The sequence below is a fragment of the Cycloclasticus sp. PY97N genome (genome assembly GCF_002443175.1).
GTDB classification, from domain to species: domain Bacteria; phylum Pseudomonadota; class Gammaproteobacteria; order Methylococcales; family Cycloclasticaceae; genus Cycloclasticus; species Cycloclasticus pugetii.
In genome coordinates this window covers 1853741-1871039 of record NZ_CP023664.1, presented here as the reverse complement: position 1 = coordinate 1871039, position 17299 = coordinate 1853741, and the positions used below count along the sequence as shown (strand labels likewise).

Annotated in this window: 16 protein-coding genes; 15 read left to right on the top strand and 1 reads right to left on the bottom strand. The window is 41.8% G+C overall.

The genetic code is table 11. The features are described 5' to 3' along the window. Nucleotides 1-38: 38 nt before the first annotated feature. The 13 genes from fliF to CPC19_RS09050 all read left to right on the top strand — a co-directional run bounded on the left by fliF (nt 39) and on the right by CPC19_RS09050 (nt 11888). Nucleotides 39-1703: a flagellar basal-body MS-ring/collar protein FliF gene (gene fliF, locus CPC19_RS09110; protein ID WP_016389661.1), complete on the top strand. Its 1665-nt coding sequence runs from the start codon at nt 39-41 to the stop codon at nt 1701-1703. Continuing rightward, nucleotides 1703-2722 (top strand): flagellar motor switch protein FliG, encoded by a 1020-nt coding sequence (gene fliG, locus CPC19_RS09105; protein ID WP_015005528.1) that lies wholly within the window; start codon nt 1703-1705, stop codon nt 2720-2722. Before fliF ends, fliG begins: the two co-directional genes overlap by 1 nt. Continuing rightward, nucleotides 2715-3347, top strand: a complete 633-nt coding sequence (locus CPC19_RS09100) for a flagellar assembly protein FliH (protein ID WP_015005529.1) — start codon at nt 2715-2717, stop codon at nt 3345-3347. Before fliG ends, CPC19_RS09100 begins: the two co-directional genes overlap by 8 nt. Continuing rightward, entirely contained in the window at nt 3344-4729 is a 1386-nt protein-coding gene (fliI, locus tag CPC19_RS09095) for a flagellar protein export ATPase FliI (RefSeq protein ID WP_015005530.1), read from the top strand. Before CPC19_RS09100 ends, fliI begins: the two co-directional genes overlap by 4 nt. 9 nt (nt 4730-4738) lie before the next feature. Beyond that, on the top strand, nt 4739-5179 hold the full coding sequence (fliJ, locus tag CPC19_RS09090) for a flagellar export protein FliJ (RefSeq protein WP_236610516.1): 441 nt from the start codon (nt 4739-4741) through the stop codon (nt 5177-5179). A gap of 83 nt (nt 5180-5262) precedes the next feature. Further along, a complete protein-coding gene (locus CPC19_RS09085; protein ID WP_016389659.1) occupies nt 5263-5493 on the top strand; it encodes an OadG family protein in 231 nt (76 codons plus the stop codon). A gap of 11 nt (nt 5494-5504) precedes the next feature. Continuing rightward, nucleotides 5505-7298 carry a sodium-extruding oxaloacetate decarboxylase subunit alpha gene (oadA, locus tag CPC19_RS09080; RefSeq protein ID WP_015005533.1) on the top strand — a complete coding sequence of 598 codons (1794 nt, stop codon included), beginning with the start codon at nt 5505-5507 and terminating at the stop codon, nt 7296-7298. 12 nt (nt 7299-7310) lie between these two features. After that, entirely contained in the window at nt 7311-8444 is a 1134-nt protein-coding gene (locus CPC19_RS09075) for a sodium ion-translocating decarboxylase subunit beta (protein ID WP_015005534.1), read from the top strand. A 382-nt stretch (nt 8445-8826) separates the two neighbouring features. Then, a complete protein-coding gene (dusA, locus tag CPC19_RS09070) occupies nt 8827-9807 on the top strand; it encodes a tRNA dihydrouridine(20/20a) synthase DusA (RefSeq protein ID WP_016389658.1) in 981 nt (326 codons plus the stop codon). A 57-nt stretch (nt 9808-9864) separates the two neighbouring features. Continuing rightward, a complete protein-coding gene (gene folE / locus CPC19_RS09065; RefSeq protein WP_015005536.1) occupies nt 9865-10410 on the top strand; it encodes a GTP cyclohydrolase I FolE in 546 nt (181 codons plus the stop codon). Nucleotides 10411-10630: 220 nt separating this feature from the next. Continuing rightward, entirely contained in the window at nt 10631-10831 is a 201-nt protein-coding gene (locus tag CPC19_RS09060; protein ID WP_015005537.1) for a hypothetical protein, read from the top strand. Beyond that, complete coding sequence (locus CPC19_RS09055; protein WP_016389657.1) at nt 10828-11100, top strand: hypothetical protein; 273 nt, start codon at nt 10828-10830, stop codon at nt 11098-11100. The genes CPC19_RS09060 and CPC19_RS09055 overlap by 4 nt, the downstream gene beginning before the upstream one ends. Nucleotides 11101-11108: 8 nt before the next feature. Next, the gene (locus tag CPC19_RS09050) at nt 11109-11888 is read left to right on the top strand and encodes a class II glutamine amidotransferase (protein ID WP_016389656.1); all 780 of its coding nucleotides are present in this window, start codon (nt 11109-11111) and stop codon (nt 11886-11888) included. Here CPC19_RS09050 and CPC19_RS09045 read toward each other — a convergent pair. Beyond that, nucleotides 11885-12751, bottom strand: a complete 867-nt coding sequence (locus tag CPC19_RS09045) for an HDOD domain-containing protein (RefSeq protein ID WP_016389654.1) — start codon at nt 12749-12751, stop codon at nt 11885-11887. The two genes, CPC19_RS09050 and CPC19_RS09045, sit on opposite strands and share 4 nt — an antisense overlap. A 273-nt stretch (nt 12752-13024) precedes the next feature. Between CPC19_RS09045 and CPC19_RS09040 the strand changes: the two genes are divergently transcribed. Continuing rightward, the gene (locus CPC19_RS09040; RefSeq protein ID WP_016389653.1) at nt 13025-14863 is read left to right on the top strand and encodes an EAL domain-containing protein; all 1839 of its coding nucleotides are present in this window, start codon (nt 13025-13027) and stop codon (nt 14861-14863) included. Between the two features lie 199 nt (nt 14864-15062). Beyond that, nucleotides 15063-17297, top strand: coding sequence for a penicillin-binding protein 1B (gene mrcB / locus CPC19_RS09035; protein ID WP_236610505.1), 2235 nt, complete (start codon nt 15063-15065; stop codon nt 17295-17297). Nucleotides 17298-17299 lie beyond the last annotated feature (2 nt).

The window sequence follows — 17299 nt, the reverse complement described above, 5'->3', positions numbered from 1 at the left end:
TAATGCTCATAAAAATTACTTAAAGCAGGTTTACTAATATGGCAACTTCCGCCGAACAAGCAACTATTCAATTATCACCAAACAATATGATGGTGCGACAGCTGGGCGTGATGCTCGCGCTGGCCATCAGTGTCGCCTTAGGTGTTGCGGTGGTGTTGTGGTCACAAACGCCAAACTACAGCCTGTTATATAGTAATTTGGGTGATAGGGAATTAAGCGAAGTAATGTCTGGTTTGCAGCAATCAGGGGTTGAGTATAAGTTAGAAGCGGGTTCAGGCGCTATATTGGTGCCTTCGTCACAAGTTGATGAGTTGCGTTTAAAATTAGCCGGTTTAGGTCTGCCACGTGGTGGTGGACAAGGGTTTGAATTATTAGAAAAAGAAACCGGTTTTGGCGGTAGTCAAGCTATCGAAAAAGCGCGTATTCAACGTGCATTAGAAGGTGAAATAGCCCGCTCCATTGTAACTATACAAAGTGTACGTTCTGCGCGTGTTTTATTAGCCATTCCAAAGCAGTCCGTGTTTTTACGGCATCGTAAAAAACCCAGTGCTTCGGTGGTTGTTGATATGCATCAAGGGCGAGAGCTGAATAAACCTGAAGTTGCCGCTATTTTGCACTTGGTGTCATCAGCGGTGCCACAGCTTGATGTATCGCAAGTAACCGTTGTTGACCAAAAAGGTGCTCTATTAAGTGCTAAAACATCAAATGATGTTATGTCTCTGACAAGCAACCAATTTGAGTTTAAGCAAGGTGTTGAAGAGCATTTAATCAACCGGGTTGAAAGTATTTTATTGCCGATTGTTGGCGCAGGTGCTATTCGTGCATCGGTCTCAGCGGATGTTGATTTTACGACGACAGAGCAGACACAAGAGCAATATAACCCCGACTTGGCCGCTTTAAGAAGTGAGCAGGTGACCGAAGAGCAGAGCAATTTAGCAGGTGTGCAAGGTGTTCCGGGTGCGCTCTCTAATCAACCGCCTGCAGCTGGGGTCGCACCAGAAGTTGCTGAAGGTGAATTGGGAAGCACTGCATCGGCGACCACGAATGTTAATAAACGGTCCATTAAGAACTACGAATTGGATAAGAAAATCAGCCACACTAAATTGTCTAGCGGCCGTGTAAAACGAATAACTGTGGCCGTTGTAATAGATAATAAACAAGGAGCGGTGACCGCTGAGGGTGGAGCGAGTGCTTCAGAACCCTATAGCGATGAGGATGTTGCTAAATTCACTGTGCTCGTGAAAGAGGCTGTTGGTTTTAATGCATTGCGAGGAGATAGCGTAACCATTACTAATTTGGCATTTAGGCAGCCAGATGTTCCTGTTGCCTTGCCTGAAGTGCCCTTGTGGGAACAAGCCTGGGTGCTAGATGCTGCTAAACAGGTTGTCGGCGGGGTTTTTGCGCTAATCTTGATATTTTTTGTATTAAGGCCCACTATTAAAACGTTATTAGAAAAACCAACTGCAACGGGTTTACCAGCAGGCGGTCAAGGCACGCAGATGACTCCTAGTGGCGCAATGGCGACAGAGGCGAGTGCTTCTCAGTCAGCGGGGGAAAGGTCTTTGGAGCTTGAGTCAGATGAGGAACTGATGATGTTAGAAGCACCTAAAAGTTACGAACAGCGTTTAGAGATGGCCCAAAAGATAGCGGGTGAAGATCCTAAGCGGGTTGCCCAAGTCATGAAAACATGGATAAAAGAATAATGGCTGAAGAACAAATAAGTGCACATGAATTAAGTGGAACAGCGAAGGCTGCAGTACTATTGTTGTCTTTAGGCGAAGACTATGCGGCAGGTGTTATGAAACACATGGGGCCTAAAGAAGTACAACAAGTTGGTACAGCCATGGCCTCACTTGAAAATGTGACGACGGAAATGCTGGATTCAGTTGTAGGACACTTTATTACCACCATTGGCGGGCAAACGGCGTTAGGCATAGATTCGGACAAATACATTAAAAATGTGCTGACCAATGCGCTAGGAGTGGATAAGGCGGGTGGCGTCATTGACCGGATTTTGTTGGGCAGAAACTCTAAGGGGTTAGAGCAACTTAAATGGATGGATCCACGGTCGATTGCAGACTTTATTCGTTTAGAGCATCCACAAATCATGGCCATCGTCTTATCGTATTTAGACAGTGATCAAGCCGCTGAAACATTGGGTTATCTGCCAGCCTCGCAGAGGTCTGATGTGCTCATGCGTATTGCCGTACTGGATGGTGTACAACCAGATGCATTACAAGAGCTCGATGCGATTATGGAAAATCAGTTAGCTGGAAACTCTGGTGCTCAAACTGCCCAAATGGGTGGTATTCAAACGGCAGCCAATATTTTAAATTTCTTAGAAGGTTCGATGAGTGCCGAACTTATTGATGCGGTAGTCGAATCAGATGATGAAATTGGACAATTAATTCAAGATAAGATGTTTGTCTTTGATAATTTGATTGATGTTGACGATCGTGGCATTCAAAGCTTACTCAAAGAGGTGTCTACTGATGTATTAACGCTGGCATTACGTGCAGCAGAAGAAGCGTTGAAAGAAAAAATATTTGCAAATATGTCTAAACGTGCCGCCGAAATGCTGCGTGATGATATGGAAGCCGCTGCACCTGCTAAGGTGAGTGATGTAGAGGCGGCGCAAAAAGAAGTGTTAGTGATTGCAAGACGTTTGGCAGACTCAGGTGAAATTGCGTTAGGTGGCTCTGGAGGCGAGGAGTTTGTCTAATTCATCAACAAAAAAAGAGGTTGTTTCTTCTTGGCGTTTTCCATCATTTGTCGAGGGTGACTCTGTTGATGTGGATATAGCTCATGTTAAAGCCCCGACGGCTGGTGATCTTGAAAAACTGCAAGAACAAGCAATGCAAGAAGCCTCTAAAAAAGGCTATGAAGAAGGGCTTGCAAAAGGATTAAGGGCGGCTGAAGCACAAATTTCACAACAGGTTAAATCCTTGGAGTCTGTTATTCAGTCGTTAGTGAGCCCGTATGAAGAATTTGACGAGCGTGTAGAGAATGAAATTGCCTCGCTTGCGATTCAGATCTCAAAACAGCTAATTCGACGAGAATTAAAAGCCGATGCGGGGCAGGTCGTTGGTGTTGTAAAAGAAGCACTAAGCGCATTACCTTCAAGTTCACAAAATATTCAATTATTTTTACATCCTGATGATGCGGCGTTAATAAAGTCAGCGCTTTCAATTGATGATGAGGCCCGTTGGAAAATTGTTGAAGACCCAGTTATTACCAGAGGTGGTTGTCGTGTTGCTACCGACGCATCAACAATTGACGCAACCATTGAAAACCGCCTGTTAGCCATTATTGCTAAAGCCTTGGGTGATGAAAGAGCGGTGTCGTGAACGATTTATCATTTGTAACGCAACGTACAGATAAATGGCTTAAGCGCCTTAAAGAATATCAAGAACGAATTGAAGAGCCTCAGCCAATGTTGGTAGAGGGACGATTAACACGAATGGTCGGTTTGACATTGGAAGCGGTTGGTTGTCGCTCGACAATTGGAGGGCGCTGTATGATAGAAACGGCGGATGGCCATCAAACCGAGGCGGAAGTCGTTGGTTTTTCGGGCGAACGTTTATATTTAATGCCAACGGGCGATATTAGAGGTCTTGAGCAAGATTGTCGAGTTATTCCTATGGGTTTGAGTAGTATGGCGCATGTCGGACCTGGTTTATTAGGTCGAGTTGTGGATGGCGGCGGTAAACCAATTGATGGCAAAGGCCCTGTGCATACGACTGACACAATGCCTTTACACGGCCGTGCCATGAATCCCTTGGGGAGACGGGCTATAACGGAGCCTTTGGATGTTGGTATTGGGACTATTAATTCATTATTAACGGTTGGGCAGGGCCAGCGAATAGGCTTGTTTGCTGGCAGTGGCGTAGGTAAAAGTGTATTGCTTGGCATGATGACGAAATATACGAAAGCGGATGTGGTCGTGGTGGGCCTTATTGGTGAGCGTGGTAGAGAGGTGAACGAGTTTGTTAGAAAAACTTTGGGAGCCGAAGGAATGGCGCGAGCAGTAGTAGTGGCGTCACCAGCGGATGACCCACCATTGATGCGAATGCACGGTGCTATGTTGGCGACCAGTATTGCTGAATACTTTCGTGATCAAGGAAAGAATGTATTATTGTTGATGGATTCGCTAACGCGTTATGCACAAGCTCAAAGAGAAATTGCCTTAGCGATCAATGAGCCACCTGCAACAAAGGGTTATCCACCCTCTGTTTTTAGTAAGTTGCCCAGTCTAGTTGAGCGCGCAGGTAATTCAGACAAGGGTAATGGCTCTATTACAGCCTTTTACACAGTATTGACTGAAGGGGATGATACAAATGATCCAATTGCAGATGCAAGTCGAGCAATTTTAGATGGGCATATCCATTTGTCACGACGTTTAGCAGAAGCAGGGCACTTTCCGGCGATAGACATGGAGGCATCAGTGAGCCGGTTGATGACAGAAATTGTGCCAGAAGACCATCAAGAGATGGCACGTGAATTTAGAAAAATAAACTCGACCTATCAACAAAATGCAGATTTAATCAATGTTGGTGCCTATCAGCCCGGTAGTAATTCGTCGGTTGATGAGGCCATTGATATGCATGAATCAATGTTAGAGTTTCTTCAGCAGAGAATAACCGAATCGGTTAGTTTTGATGAAAGTATTGAAGGTTTGGAAAGTGTTTTACAACATAGAAAGCCGGCAGCTATGTCAAAGGTATTATAAATGGGGGGAGTGTTGAAAAAGTCAAAGAGGCTTGGTCCGGTTAAACAAATTGCTGAAAACAATGAAACAGCAGCTGCGATGAAAATGAATCAATCGCTTCAAGCCCAGCAAGAATCTCTAGCGCAACTGGAGAAACTAAAAGAGTACCGTAATGATTATACCGTTCAGTTTAAAACGAAGGGGCAAGTGGGGATGTCAGCGTCACGGTTGCGTGAATATCAGGAGTTTGTTCAAAAACTCGATCAGGCCATTGAAGAACATACCAAAACGGTGCAGTCATTACAGGAAAAGTTAGGCCAGCATCAACAGGCCTTTAAAAAAACGAATAGTCGAAAAAAAGTAGTTGAAAAGTTGATCGAAAAATCTAAACAGCATGAATTAAGAGAAACCGGCAGGCTGGAACAAAATGAGTCCGATGACCGTATGGTAAAAGGGTTTGAGCTGGATTAGGAGCTGTTTTTAAATACCTTTTTTAACAAAGCGTTTGTATATTTATTGTGTTTTTCAGCAAGGGGTGCTTTATAATACAGCTTATGAATATCACAAACTTATTAGAACAAGGTGTGGAACTAATGTTACTTGGAATGGGGATGGTATTCTTCATCTTGGGTATGTTAGTTTTTGCTATCAAAGGGGTTTCTGCTGTTATTCAACGATACGAACCCGTTGTTGAACACAGTAGTAAATCGTCTGTTTCCACAGATATTAGTGAAGATATCGTTACAGCGATTACGATTGCTGTTCAACGTTTTCGCTCTAAATAAACTTAAAAATCATGAAAAATCCGTTAAAAATTACTGATGTCGTGTTGCGCGATGCTCATCAATCCCTATTTGCAACAAGGTTACGTATTGAAGATATGTTACCGATTGCGGAAAAATTAGACAAAATTGGCTATTGGTCATTAGAAACTTGGGGCGGAGCAACATTTGATGCTTGTATTCGTTATTTAGGTGAAGACCCTTGGGAGCGTTTGCGATTACTAAAAGCGGCGATGCCTAATACACAACAACAAATGCTATTACGTGGGCAGAACCTATTAGGCTATCGTCATTATGCTGATGATGTTGTTAGAAAGTTCGTAGAGCGTGCTGCAGACAATGGTATGGATGTTTTCCGTATTTTTGATGCGATGAACGATGTGCGTAACTTAGAGACGGCCATTAAAGCAACTGTCGAAGTAGGCAAACATGCGCAAGGTACAATCTCATATACAGAAAGCCCAGTACACACGCTAGAAAATTGGGTCGATATGGGTAAGCGGTTAGAAGATGCCGGCTGCCATTCGATCGCGATTAAAGATATGGCAGGACTTTTGAAACCTTATGATGCTGAGATATTGGTGAAGCGCTTAAAAGCCGAGTGTGACCTACCAATTGCTTTACACAGCCATGCAACAACTGGGATGAGTGTAGCAACCTGTCTTAAAGCAGTCGATGCAGGGCTCGACATGCTAGACACAGCTATTTCGTCCATGAGTATGACATACGGTCATTCACCAACGGAAACCTTTATTGCAATGTTGGAAGGAACTGATCGCGAGACGGGTCTAGACATTGAGAGCGTTGAAGAAGTAGCGGCATATTTTAGATCAGTACGGCCAAAGTATGCGGAGTTTGAAGGGTCGCTGAAAGGTGTCGATTCAAGAATTCTTATTGCACAGGTCCCTGGTGGCATGTTGACAAACCTAGAAAGTCAATTGAAGCTGCAAAATGCAGGTGACAAAATTGATGAGGTGTTAGCAGAAATTCCACGTGTACGTAAGGACCTTGGCTATCTTCCTTTAGTAACCCCAACATCACAAATTGTAGGTACTCAGGCAGTGATGAACGTTTTGATGGGTGAGCGTTATAAATCTATCAGCAAAGAAACATCAGGTGTATTAAAAGGCGAATATGGTGCAACACCTGCAGCAGTGAATAAAGAGCTTCAAGAGCGTGTATTGGATGGCGCTGAAGCGATTACTTGTCGCCCAGCTGACTTGATTGATGATGAGTTGGAGAAAATTTCATCAGAATTTAAAGAAAAAGCCGAAAAAGATAGTTTGCCATTGGCCGATGAGGTCATTGATGATGTGTTGACATATGCGTTATTTCCACAGATAGGCTTGGACTTTATTAAAAATAGACATAACCCTGATGCGTTTGAGCCGGTTCCAACAGGCGTTGTTACTCAAGCAACAGCTGAAAAAGGCGGTAGTGAAGTATATGATGTGGCCGTTAATGGTAAAACATATCAGGTTGAAGTGGGTCCAAGTGGCTCGATTGAAAATCTAACACCTTCTTCAGCTGCTAGTAAAGTAGTTGCGAAAGCAGCTGAACCAACACAAGAGACAACATCAGGCGCGGTTTGTCAAAATGAACCCTTGTTGTCTCCAATGGCCGGTAATATTGTGCGCATAGCAATGGCGGCAGGAGATGATGTGTATGAAGGTGATGTAGTGATTATTTTAGAAGCCATGAAGATGGAAACTGAAGTAAGGGCGCATATTGAAGGTCAAATTTCAGATGTTTTCGTAAAAGAAGGTGAGTCAGTTCCTGCTGGCGCGCCGTTAGTACTTATTTGCTAAGGTTTATATAATATGGATAGTGGCGTATTACAAATTTGGCAGTCGACGGGTATTGCAAACTTTGAATGGGGCAATATATTAATGATAGCCATTGGCTTATTATTAATATATTTAGCCATTTCAAAAAACTTTGAACCCTTGTTATTACTGCCGATTGGTTTTGGTGGAATTTTAGCTAATATTCCAATTGCTGGCATTAGTGGGCCAGATGGAATGCTAGGTATTTTGTACCATATGGGCGTTGATACTGGCTTGTTCCCTTTGCTTATTTTTATGGGGGTTGGTGCATTAACAGATTTTGGAGCGCTTATAGCGATGCCAAGTTTATTGGTACTCGGTGCGGCAGCCCAATTTGGTATCTTTGCAACGCTTCTTGGCGCTTTGGCGATGAACCTAATACCGGGTATGGAATTTAGTTTGTCGGATGCGTCGGCGATTGCCATTATTGGTGGCGCAGATGGCCCAACAGCTATTTTCTTAGCCTCTAAATTAGCACCTGATTTATTAGGCGCTATTGCAGTGGCTGCATATTCATATATGGCTTTAGTGCCGCTAATTCAACCACCTATCATGCGTGCATTAACCTCAGAGTCTGAGCGAAAAGTTGAAATGAAGCACTTGCGGCATGTGAGTAAGAAAGAGAAGATAATCTTCCCATTAACTATATTAACGGCGGTTATTCTATTTTTGCCAGCGTCAGCACCTTTGGTTGGAATGTTAGCCTTCGGTAATTTAATGCGAGAAAGTGGTGTGGTTGATCGTTTAAGTTCTACAGCACAAAATGAACTTATTAATATTGTGACTATTTTCCTAGGCTTAGCTGTTGGCTCGAAACTATCAGCGGATAAGTTTTTAACTGCTGAAACACTTGGTATCTTAGTGTTAGGAATGGCGGCATTTTCCATTGGTACGGCAGGTGGTATTTTAATGGGTAAGTTAATGCACAAGGTAACGGGCGGCAAAGTTAATCCACTCATTGGTGCTGCAGGTGTGTCGGCAGTTCCTATGGCGGCCCGTGTGGTTAATAAAGTAGGGCTAGAGTCTAACCCTCATAATTACTTATTAATGCATGCGATGGGGCCTAACGTAGCGGGTGTTATTGGTTCTGCAGTCGCGGCAGGTGTTTTGCTGGCAATAGTTAATTAATATCGGTTATTATCTAGGTAAAGAAATGAACGCAGCATTGATTGCGCTCAAAAATATACCCTGAACACTGACCTGCATACAGTAAGGTTAGATGAGAGTAATCTAAACCAAAGCCATAACGTTACTGATTAAGTTAAAAATCACCCTTAATAGAAATATTGGGGTGATTAGCCTTAATAATTTGTGGGGTTATCTTACGGTTCTTTTCGCTGCCTTTTAATTCAATCTATCAATCACTGACACTGGATTTCTTAGAAAGCTTTAAAAGGGCCAACCATCTAGCTGTTTACATTAATACAGGTTTATAACAGCATTATTTTTGATGCTGATGGGCAATGTAAACAAATTGGGCTAACATCTAACAGAAATAGCAATTACTCTCATGCCAAGCATTAATAGACTGTTATCCATTGCACCGATGATGGATTGGACAGACCGGCACTGCCGATATTTCCATCGACTTTTATCACCTAATGCCCTGCTTTATACAGAAATGGTAACGACAGGTGCATTACTTCATGGCGATAAACAGCGCTTTTTGGCATTTGATCAATATGAGCAGCCAGTAGCATTACAATTAGGTGGTAGTAACCCTAAAGCCATGGCGCAATGTGCCGGATATGCACAGGAAGCGGGTTACCAAGAAGTAAATATCAATGTCGGCTGCCCAAGTGATCGTGTTCAAAATGGACGTATAGGCGCATGTTTAATGGCCGAGCCGCAACGTGTTGCACAATGCGTATCATTAATGCGACAAGCTGTGGACATTCCAGTCACGGTTAAAACACGAATTGGGATAGATGAGTTAGATTCATTTGAATTCCTGAGAGGCTTTGTTCAGGCAGTTACTGATGCGGGTTGCGAAACTGTTATTATTCATGCCCGTAAAGCCATCTTAAACGGCCTGTCCCCGAAAGAAAACAGAACCATTCCGCCGTTAAACTACGATAGAGCGTACGACATTAAAAGAGCTTTTCCATCGGTATCAATTATTGTTAATGGTGGGATTAATGCAATCAGTGAGATTCAACAACATTGGAAACACCTTGACGGTGTGATGATTGGTCGTGAGGCTTATCATAATCCCTTTTTTTTGGCGGAAATTGAACACCAACTGTTCAAACAGCCCTTGGCCGAAAGAAAAAAAGTGCTCGAAGCCTACCTTCCATATATTGAAAAACAATTAGAGTTAGGTGTTCCGTTACAAAACTTAACACGGCATATATTGGGGCTTTTTGCAGGTCAACCTGGTGGAAAACATTGGCGTAGGTACCTTAGTGAGAATGCTCGACAGAAAAATGCGGGGCCAGAGGTATTATTAGCCGGTCTAGAGGCTATGGCGCCATACGCTAAAACTATTTGATTTAAAGCAAACAAGAAAACGGTATACTTTAAATACTTTTAAAGATGATTGAGATTGATGGAAAAACTATATAAACAAATAATTTCACAGGTTGGAGAAGACGTTAATCGCCAAGGTTTGGTTGATACGCCAAAGCGTGCGGCAAAAGCAATGTCTTTCTTAACAAGCGGCTATCAGCAAAGTTTAGAGAATATTGTGAATGGCGCCGTTTTTGACTCTGATGCTGATGATATGGTGATTGTTAAAAATATAGAACTGTATTCTATGTGTGAGCACCATTTACTACCCTTTATTGGCAAGTGCCATGTGGCGTATCTGCCAGATGGAAAAGTACTTGGTTTATCAAAGGTAGCTAGAATCGTCGATATGTATGCACGTCGATTACAAATACAAGAGCAATTGACGACACAAATTGCAGATTCTATTCTCGAAGTAACGGGTGCAAAAGGGGTTGCAGTGGTTGTGGAGGCAAAACATTTGTGCATGATGATGCGAGGTGTGGAGAAACAAAACTCACAAATGACTACATCTAGTATGTTGGGGCAATTTCGTAAAAATTCTGAAACACGGGCTGAATTTTTAAGCTTATTAAAAATGGGCTAGTGGTGATTCAGCCTGTTAAATTACAGAAAAGCTGTTAATAGCACTGTTTTATTAGTTTAGGGAATGATGTGCCAAATAGACGGTCACAGAGTTTTAAAGGGAGTGATAGTCAGCGACTATCCCCACATTTAGGTGAAAGTAAAACACAGGCCTATGTGTTTTTAGAAGTTGATTGACAGTACGCCATAGGTGAGACGGTAATACAAAAGGAGGGAACGAGATGCCAAAGTTTTTTGGAGAAGGGTCCGATTGTAGTTTTTGTAGAATGATGAGAAGTATGGCATTCAGTGGCCTAGGTGCTGCGATTGGTGCGGGGATAGGTAGCCTGCTAGGCCTGCAGCGATCTGATATTTGGATGTGTGCGATTGGCGGGGCTTTTGTAATGGTCTTTTTGGTTTTAAGAAAACTGGAAAATTCATGAGATATATCGTATTGATAATCATAACCTTTGTTCTTTCGGCTTGTTCAGAAGAACAGCAAAATAAATTTTCACGATTAGGTGTGAGCTGGATGGAAGGCGATTATAAGGTAAGCTTTTACGAGGGTGAGCATAAAAAATCGTGGACAGTTCTTGATAGTAAAGTGACATCTGAATCACAAAAAGGTTATTACTACTTTTGGGTTAAAGAGAACGGTAAAAAGAAATACGTCCAAGTTCCTATCGAGCGGACTATCATAGAAGAGATTTAACAGTCTATATGTGTGAATTACTAGGGATGAGTGCAAATGTACCGACAGATATTTGCTTTAGCTTTAGTGGTTTAATTAAGCGTGGTGGGGAAACTGGTATACATAAAGACGGGTGGGGTATCGCTTTTTATGAAGGAAAAGGTTTTCGTGCTTTTCACGACCCAGTTGCTAGTGCTAACTCGGAAGTCGCAAAGTTTATTCAACAGTACTCAATAAAAAGTACGCAAGTTATTTGTCATATTAGAAAGGCAAACCGAGGGCGTGTTTGTTTGGAAAATACACACCCATTTTCGCGTGAACTGTGGGGTCAAATATGGTCATTTGCACATAATGGTCAATTAAAAGGCATCAAGAAAAAAGTACTTAATGGCTACACACCTATCGGCACAACAGACAGCGAGTATGCTTTTTGTTGGATTTTGGGCCAGCTTCGTAAAAAGTACCCTGTTAAACCAAAAAGTAAAGTGAAGTTGCGGAAGACTGTTGAAGAACTTTTCCGTAAGGTATCGCAGCATGGAGTGTTTAACGTATTAATGAGTGATGTAGATCATTTGTATACGTTCTGTAATACAAAATTATATTGGCTAACACGTCAAACACCATTCGTAGAGGCGCAATTATTGGATGCAGACTTGTGTGTAGATTTTAATCAAGAAGCGTCACCCGATGATGTGGTGACGGTGATCGCCACTGAACCGCTGACATCGAATGAGCAGTGGACGAAAATGGAGACCAATGAATTTAGTGTGTTTCGCTTGGGTGTAAAAACATTTACGCAGGTTTCTTAATCAAAAAATAACGCATAGGTTTGGCTAAACTGTTCGTCTACGTGATTAGCAGCGGGTGCAATAATGCCGTAAGGGAGGTCAAGCTGGTTCCATAAATTATCTTCTGTAGATATCGTTTTGTTGATGGTTTCTTCAGACGTACTGTTAGCATGAGTTAATTTATTCGCAAGGTAAACGATATAAACTTCGTCTTTATTATTAGTAGCTAAATCAGGCTGATGATGGAAGCTTGCCGAATCTTGAATGGAGGCTGGTATTTCCCATAGTTTTAACAAAGCACCACCTAGCTCGGCATGATTAAAACCTACAAAGGAGGCCTCGGCTTCAATTTCATTTACAGTTTCCGTCTTAACAAGCAAAGCGGCTGCGCGGGCTAGATCAGGTGCTTTGATATAAAAAATTAACCGCCCTATATCATGGAGAAGCCCACTCATAAATGCAGAACTAAGCTGCCTTTTTTTAGGGTGATTGTCAGCAAGGTACTTTGCAAATAAAGCAGTTTTTAAACTATGCATCCAAAATTGGCGCATATCAAGAATCGAGTTAGGTAAAGTTGAAAATTTTTCAACCACGCTCGTTGTCATGACTAGCATTCGAACGTCATGATTACCCAGAATAGAAATGGCATGCTCAATCGTTTTAATTGAGGCCGGGAAACCAAAAAAAGCGGAATTAACAATTTTTAGCATTCGAGCGGATAGTGAAGGGTCTTGTTCGATAATGGCCGCAATATCTTGAGAGTTTTTTAAGGGGTCGTCGAGTGCTTGTGTAATACGATAGAAAATCTGCGGAGCAGAGCACAGGTCAATGTCTCCTGTTAAAAAATCATCAACGGTACAAATATTGGCGTATGTTTGTGTCATATCGAATCATGATTAAAAAGTTAATGGCTCTAAGTCTAGTAAAAATAGGCGATATGCTTAACGTTGAATGACTGATTATTATTTTTTCTAGCAGATATATATTCTACGGGGTCCTTGTCTGGAATATCAAGCTGTTATGAAATTATTGTTGACACTGTATTAAGAGTAGGCGTAAAGTTGTTGATAGAAAAGAAAATTATGTATATATTTTGATAATTATTCGTTGCTTGTTGTTTTAAAATAACGGATAGTCAGCTCGAAAAGGCGACTGAAATGACGGAACAAATACCAAAGCAACAAGCTATTCTAATCATCGAAGACGAGGTGAGCCGCTTGTCTAGGCTGCAGGATATTTTATCAGCCGGTGGTTATAGAAATTTAATTTGTGCATCAAGCCAGGAACAAGCTTTTGAGCTTATCCGTCCTTATCAAGGTAAGGTAGACGAGATTGGCATGATATTTTTAAGTTATGGCTTGCCTCAAAGTGACCCCTTGAAACTTAGCCAGGTTTTAACGACTCTCGATGGTCATGATGCCATTCCGTTGATTTTACTCGCAGATAAAGCAATTACGATTAATGATGAGTTGATGGCCCAATGTCATAAAGCAAATGCCGCGACGATGACGCATTACCCAACAGAGGGCAAACATCTCATGCCTTTAGTTGAACTGGCGTTTGCACTTAAAAGTGAACGAGATGATCGAATTCAAAGTGAGGAAAAGTTAGTCAGAGAGCTTTCTGAACGACGAATTATGGAAGCCCGTTTACAATATTTAGTAGCGCATGATGAATTGACAGGGTTATCTAACCGAAGTGGCTTAGAAAAAACATTGGATTTTGCTATTTTAAGATGCAATAACTTTAAACAACATGGTGCTTTGTTAGACATTGATTTAGACCAATTTAAAGTCGTAAATGATATTGAGGGTCACGAAGCTGGTGATCGACTTCTAGTAGAAGTAGCCACCCTAATTCGCTCAACCCTCGATAATAATGCGTTTATTGCACGAGTTGGCTCAAATTTATTTCAAGTCTTCATCAGTAAAACAGCCGAAAAAGAGGCCATGCAATTGGCTGAAAAAATAAGGCTAACCATTGATGAGTTTGATTTTAAATCGGGTGAGAATATTTATAATATTTCAGCCAGCATCGGTGTCGCGATGTTGGAACCATTAAAATTAATTAAACGCCCTAGTGAATTGATGTCTAGAGCGAATCATGCCTGTTATTCTGCAAAGACCTTGGGCCGTAATAGGGTTAATTTATTTGAGAGTGATAACGACGAATTAATTAGCATTAGAGAGGATGCCAAATGGGTGCCTAAAATTCGTCATGCATTGAGTGAAGACTTATTTAAAATAGTTTTTCAGCCTGTCGTAAAACTCTCCAATGGGTCCGTTTCTCATTATGAAACATTGCTTCGGATGATAGGGGATGAAAGCGAGTTGTTAAGACCAGCCCAGTTTATTCCGGTGGCAGAGAGAATGGGGCTTATCCATCACATTGACCTATGGGTGGTTTCACATGCGATAGATCACATCGCTGGTTTACCAAAAACACAAGAGAATATTTGTTTTACCATTAACTTATCCAGTCACGCACTCCAAGGTGATTATTTGTTGCCGGTTATTAAACAGAAACTTGAATCTACATGGATTTCACCGTCAAGGCTAACGTTTGAAATAACAGAGACAGCAGCAGTTTCAAATTTCAATAAAACACGTGAAATGGTTTCTAAAATTCGTGCCCTAGGGTGTCGATTTGCCTTAGATGATTTTGGTGCTGGCTTTAGCTCGTTTAATTATATTAAAAACTTTCCGGTCGATTATCTAAAAATTGATGGTCAATTCATTAATAATTTAGCTGTGGACCATGCTGACCAAGTTCTTGTTAAATCAATGATAGAAGTAGCGCATAGTCTTGGTAAGAAAGCTATTGCAGAATATGTCTCAAATGCTGAAATATTACGAGTATTAAAAGAGTTGGGTGTGGATTATGTTCAAGGTTACCTGCTTGGTAAGCCTAGCCTAGAACTGTTAGAGGATCAGTATGTTTCTATTGACGGTTTGTTGAATAAATCGTTAGATATCGAAAAATTAATGACCCATTAACGCCAAGTCTATGACATGATGACGCAGCCGTGCTGCGGTGCAAATTTTGTAACCTTGTAAATCTGTTAAATTGACTATGGCTAAGCCAAAAACTAAAGCAAAATCGAGCAGAAAAAAAACGAAGAAACCTCAAAAAAAACCACAGTCTAGTGGTTTTCTAAAGAGGTTAATCCTGAAAGTAGGGTTGCTATTAATCGTTGTGATAGCTGTCTACGTTTTTTACTTAGATCATGTTGTTCGCACTCAATTTGAAGGGAAAAGGTGGGCGTTACCGGCTCATGTGTTTGCAAACCCTGTTGAACTGTATCAAGGGCTGTCCTTATCAGCACAGCAATTTGAATCGTTATTGAAAGACCTACATTACCAACGAACATCGACATTCACCTCGGGCGGTCAATACTATCAATCAGGCTCAACTTTTACGGTAAAAACACGTTCATTTAAATTCTTTGATGACCGTGAAGTATCTAAGACAGTCAAAATTTACTTTAGAAGTGATCATATATCGGCGATTCAAAACGTACAAACAGGTAAGTCTGAAGCCTTACTCCGTTTAGACCCAGTTCGAGTCGGTAGTTTTTACCCTAGTCAAAAAGAAGATAGGATTCTAATAAAGCTTGATGATGCGCCACGTACATTAATTGACGGCTTGATATCAGTTGAAGACCGCGATTTCTATCAACATTACGGCGTTTCTATTAAATCTATTTTGCGTGCGGTGTGGGCAAATATAAAAGCTGGAGGCGTTGTTCAAGGAGGCAGCACCTTAACGCAACAATTAATTAAGAATTTTTACTTAACGTCAGAAAGAAGTTTGTGGCGAAAGATTAAAGAAGCCATGATGGCGTTGATTATTGAGTTTCATTACGAAAAAGATGAGATTTTAGAAGCCTATCTAAATGAGGTTTTTGTTGGCCAAGATGGTGAGCGTTCGATCAATGGTTTTGGAATGGCCAGTGTGTTTTATTTTAATAAACCATTGATTGAATTAAAGCCACATCAAACGGCGTTGTTAGTTGGGTTGGTCAAAGGCCCTTCTTATTATGATCCGAGGCGACACCCCGAAAGAGCGCTAAAACGCAGGAACTTAGTACTTGATGAAATGACTCGCTTTGGAGTGCTACCGGACGAGCAAAGGCGTATTGCAAAACAATTTGGTGTGGATATTTCGCCGTTTAAGCAGGTTAAAAGTTCTCGCTTTCCGGCGTTTTTAGATTTAGTAAAGCGTCAATTAAGTCGAGATTATAAGGATGAAGACCTACGCTCGGAAGGCCTAAATATTTTTTCAACGCTGGATTACAATATTCAGACGACGGCCGAAAAACTGTTTAAGCAAAAGCTTGAAGCACTAAATAGGCAGTACGGTATCGAAAAAAATAAACTCCAAGGTGCAATGGTTATTACACGCCGTGAGGGCGGTGAGATTGTTGCCGTTATTGGCGACAGAAATCCATTGTTTAGTGGGTTTAATAGGGCGCTAGATGCAATTAGGCCGATAGGCTCTTTGGTGAAGCCAGCAGTTTATTTGACGGCATTATCGCAACCAGCAGACTATACGCTCACGACAATGATTGAGGATAAGGCGGTTAGTTTAAAACAACGTTCAGGTGAACTTTGGATGCCGGAGAATTATGACAAGGTTGAGCATGGACCTGTGCCATTACACGAAGCCTTGTCGAACTCATATAATTTAGCGACTGTTCGCTTGGGTATGGCGCTTAAAGTGCCAAATGTAAAACGAACAATTGAAGAGCTAGGTATTCGGCGACCGATTAAGCCTTACCCGTCATTATTGCTGGGAGCACTTCGGCTATCACCTCTTGAGGTAACGCAAATGTATCAAACTTTAGCAGGCGAAGGTTTTTTTACCCAATTGCGATCTATCCAGTCAGTAACATCTAGTGATCATATCGCTTTGCAGCGTTATGCGCTAAGTGTACGACAAGTGGCAAACCCATCAGCGGTTTACCTTGTTAATACAGCCTTACAAGAAGTGATGACGAAGGGCACAGGGCGCTCAGTTTATCGACAGATGCCTCATTACTATAAGGTGGCCGGGAAAACCGGAACTACTGACGAATTAAGAGATAGTTGGTTTGCCGGATTTAGCGGGGATTATTTAGCAGTTGTATGGCTAGGACGTGATGATAATAGGCCCTCTAAATTAACTGGCGCTAGCGGCGCATTGCAAGTATGGTCAAGTGTTATGAGTACTATTTCAAAAGAGCCCGTGGAGCTGACAAAGCCACAGAATGTTGAGTATACTTGGGTAGACCCACTCGGCTATCGTGCTAATGAGTTTTGTGAAGATGCTGTACAATATCCGTTTATAAAAGGCTCCGAACCCACTGAGTATTCACCCTGTGTTGGGGCGGTTAATAGAACATTAGAGCGAGCTGGGAATTGGTTTGATCGCTTAACGAACGGTATGTAAAT

What these genes read in the sequence shown, in the direction of transcription:
- CPC19_RS09055 (WP_016389657.1), top strand. Translation starts at nt 10,828, where the DNA reads ATGAGATATATCGTATTGATAATCATAACCTTTGTTCTTTCGGCTTGT.
- folE (WP_015005536.1), top strand. Translation starts at nt 9,865, where the DNA reads ATGGAAAAACTATATAAACAAATAATTTCACAGGTTGGAGAAGACGTT.
- CPC19_RS09075 (WP_015005534.1), top strand. Translation starts at nt 7,311, where the DNA reads ATGGATAGTGGCGTATTACAAATTTGGCAGTCGACGGGTATTGCAAAC.
- fliF (WP_016389661.1), top strand. Translation starts at nt 39, where the DNA reads ATGGCAACTTCCGCCGAACAAGCAACTATTCAATTATCACCAAACAAT.
- CPC19_RS09045 (WP_016389654.1), bottom strand. Translation starts at nt 12,751, where the DNA reads ATGACACAAACATACGCCAATATTTGTACCGTTGATGATTTTTTAACA.
- CPC19_RS09060 (WP_015005537.1), top strand. Translation starts at nt 10,631, where the DNA reads ATGCCAAAGTTTTTTGGAGAAGGGTCCGATTGTAGTTTTTGTAGAATG.
- CPC19_RS09040 (WP_016389653.1), top strand. Translation starts at nt 13,025, where the DNA reads ATGACGGAACAAATACCAAAGCAACAAGCTATTCTAATCATCGAAGAC.
- CPC19_RS09050 (WP_016389656.1), top strand. Translation starts at nt 11,109, where the DNA reads ATGTGTGAATTACTAGGGATGAGTGCAAATGTACCGACAGATATTTGC.
- dusA (WP_016389658.1), top strand. Translation starts at nt 8,827, where the DNA reads ATGCCAAGCATTAATAGACTGTTATCCATTGCACCGATGATGGATTGG.
- CPC19_RS09085 (WP_016389659.1), top strand. Translation starts at nt 5,263, where the DNA reads ATGAATATCACAAACTTATTAGAACAAGGTGTGGAACTAATGTTACTT.
- fliG (WP_015005528.1), top strand. Translation starts at nt 1,703, where the DNA reads ATGGCTGAAGAACAAATAAGTGCACATGAATTAAGTGGAACAGCGAAG.
- oadA (WP_015005533.1), top strand. Translation starts at nt 5,505, where the DNA reads ATGAAAAATCCGTTAAAAATTACTGATGTCGTGTTGCGCGATGCTCAT.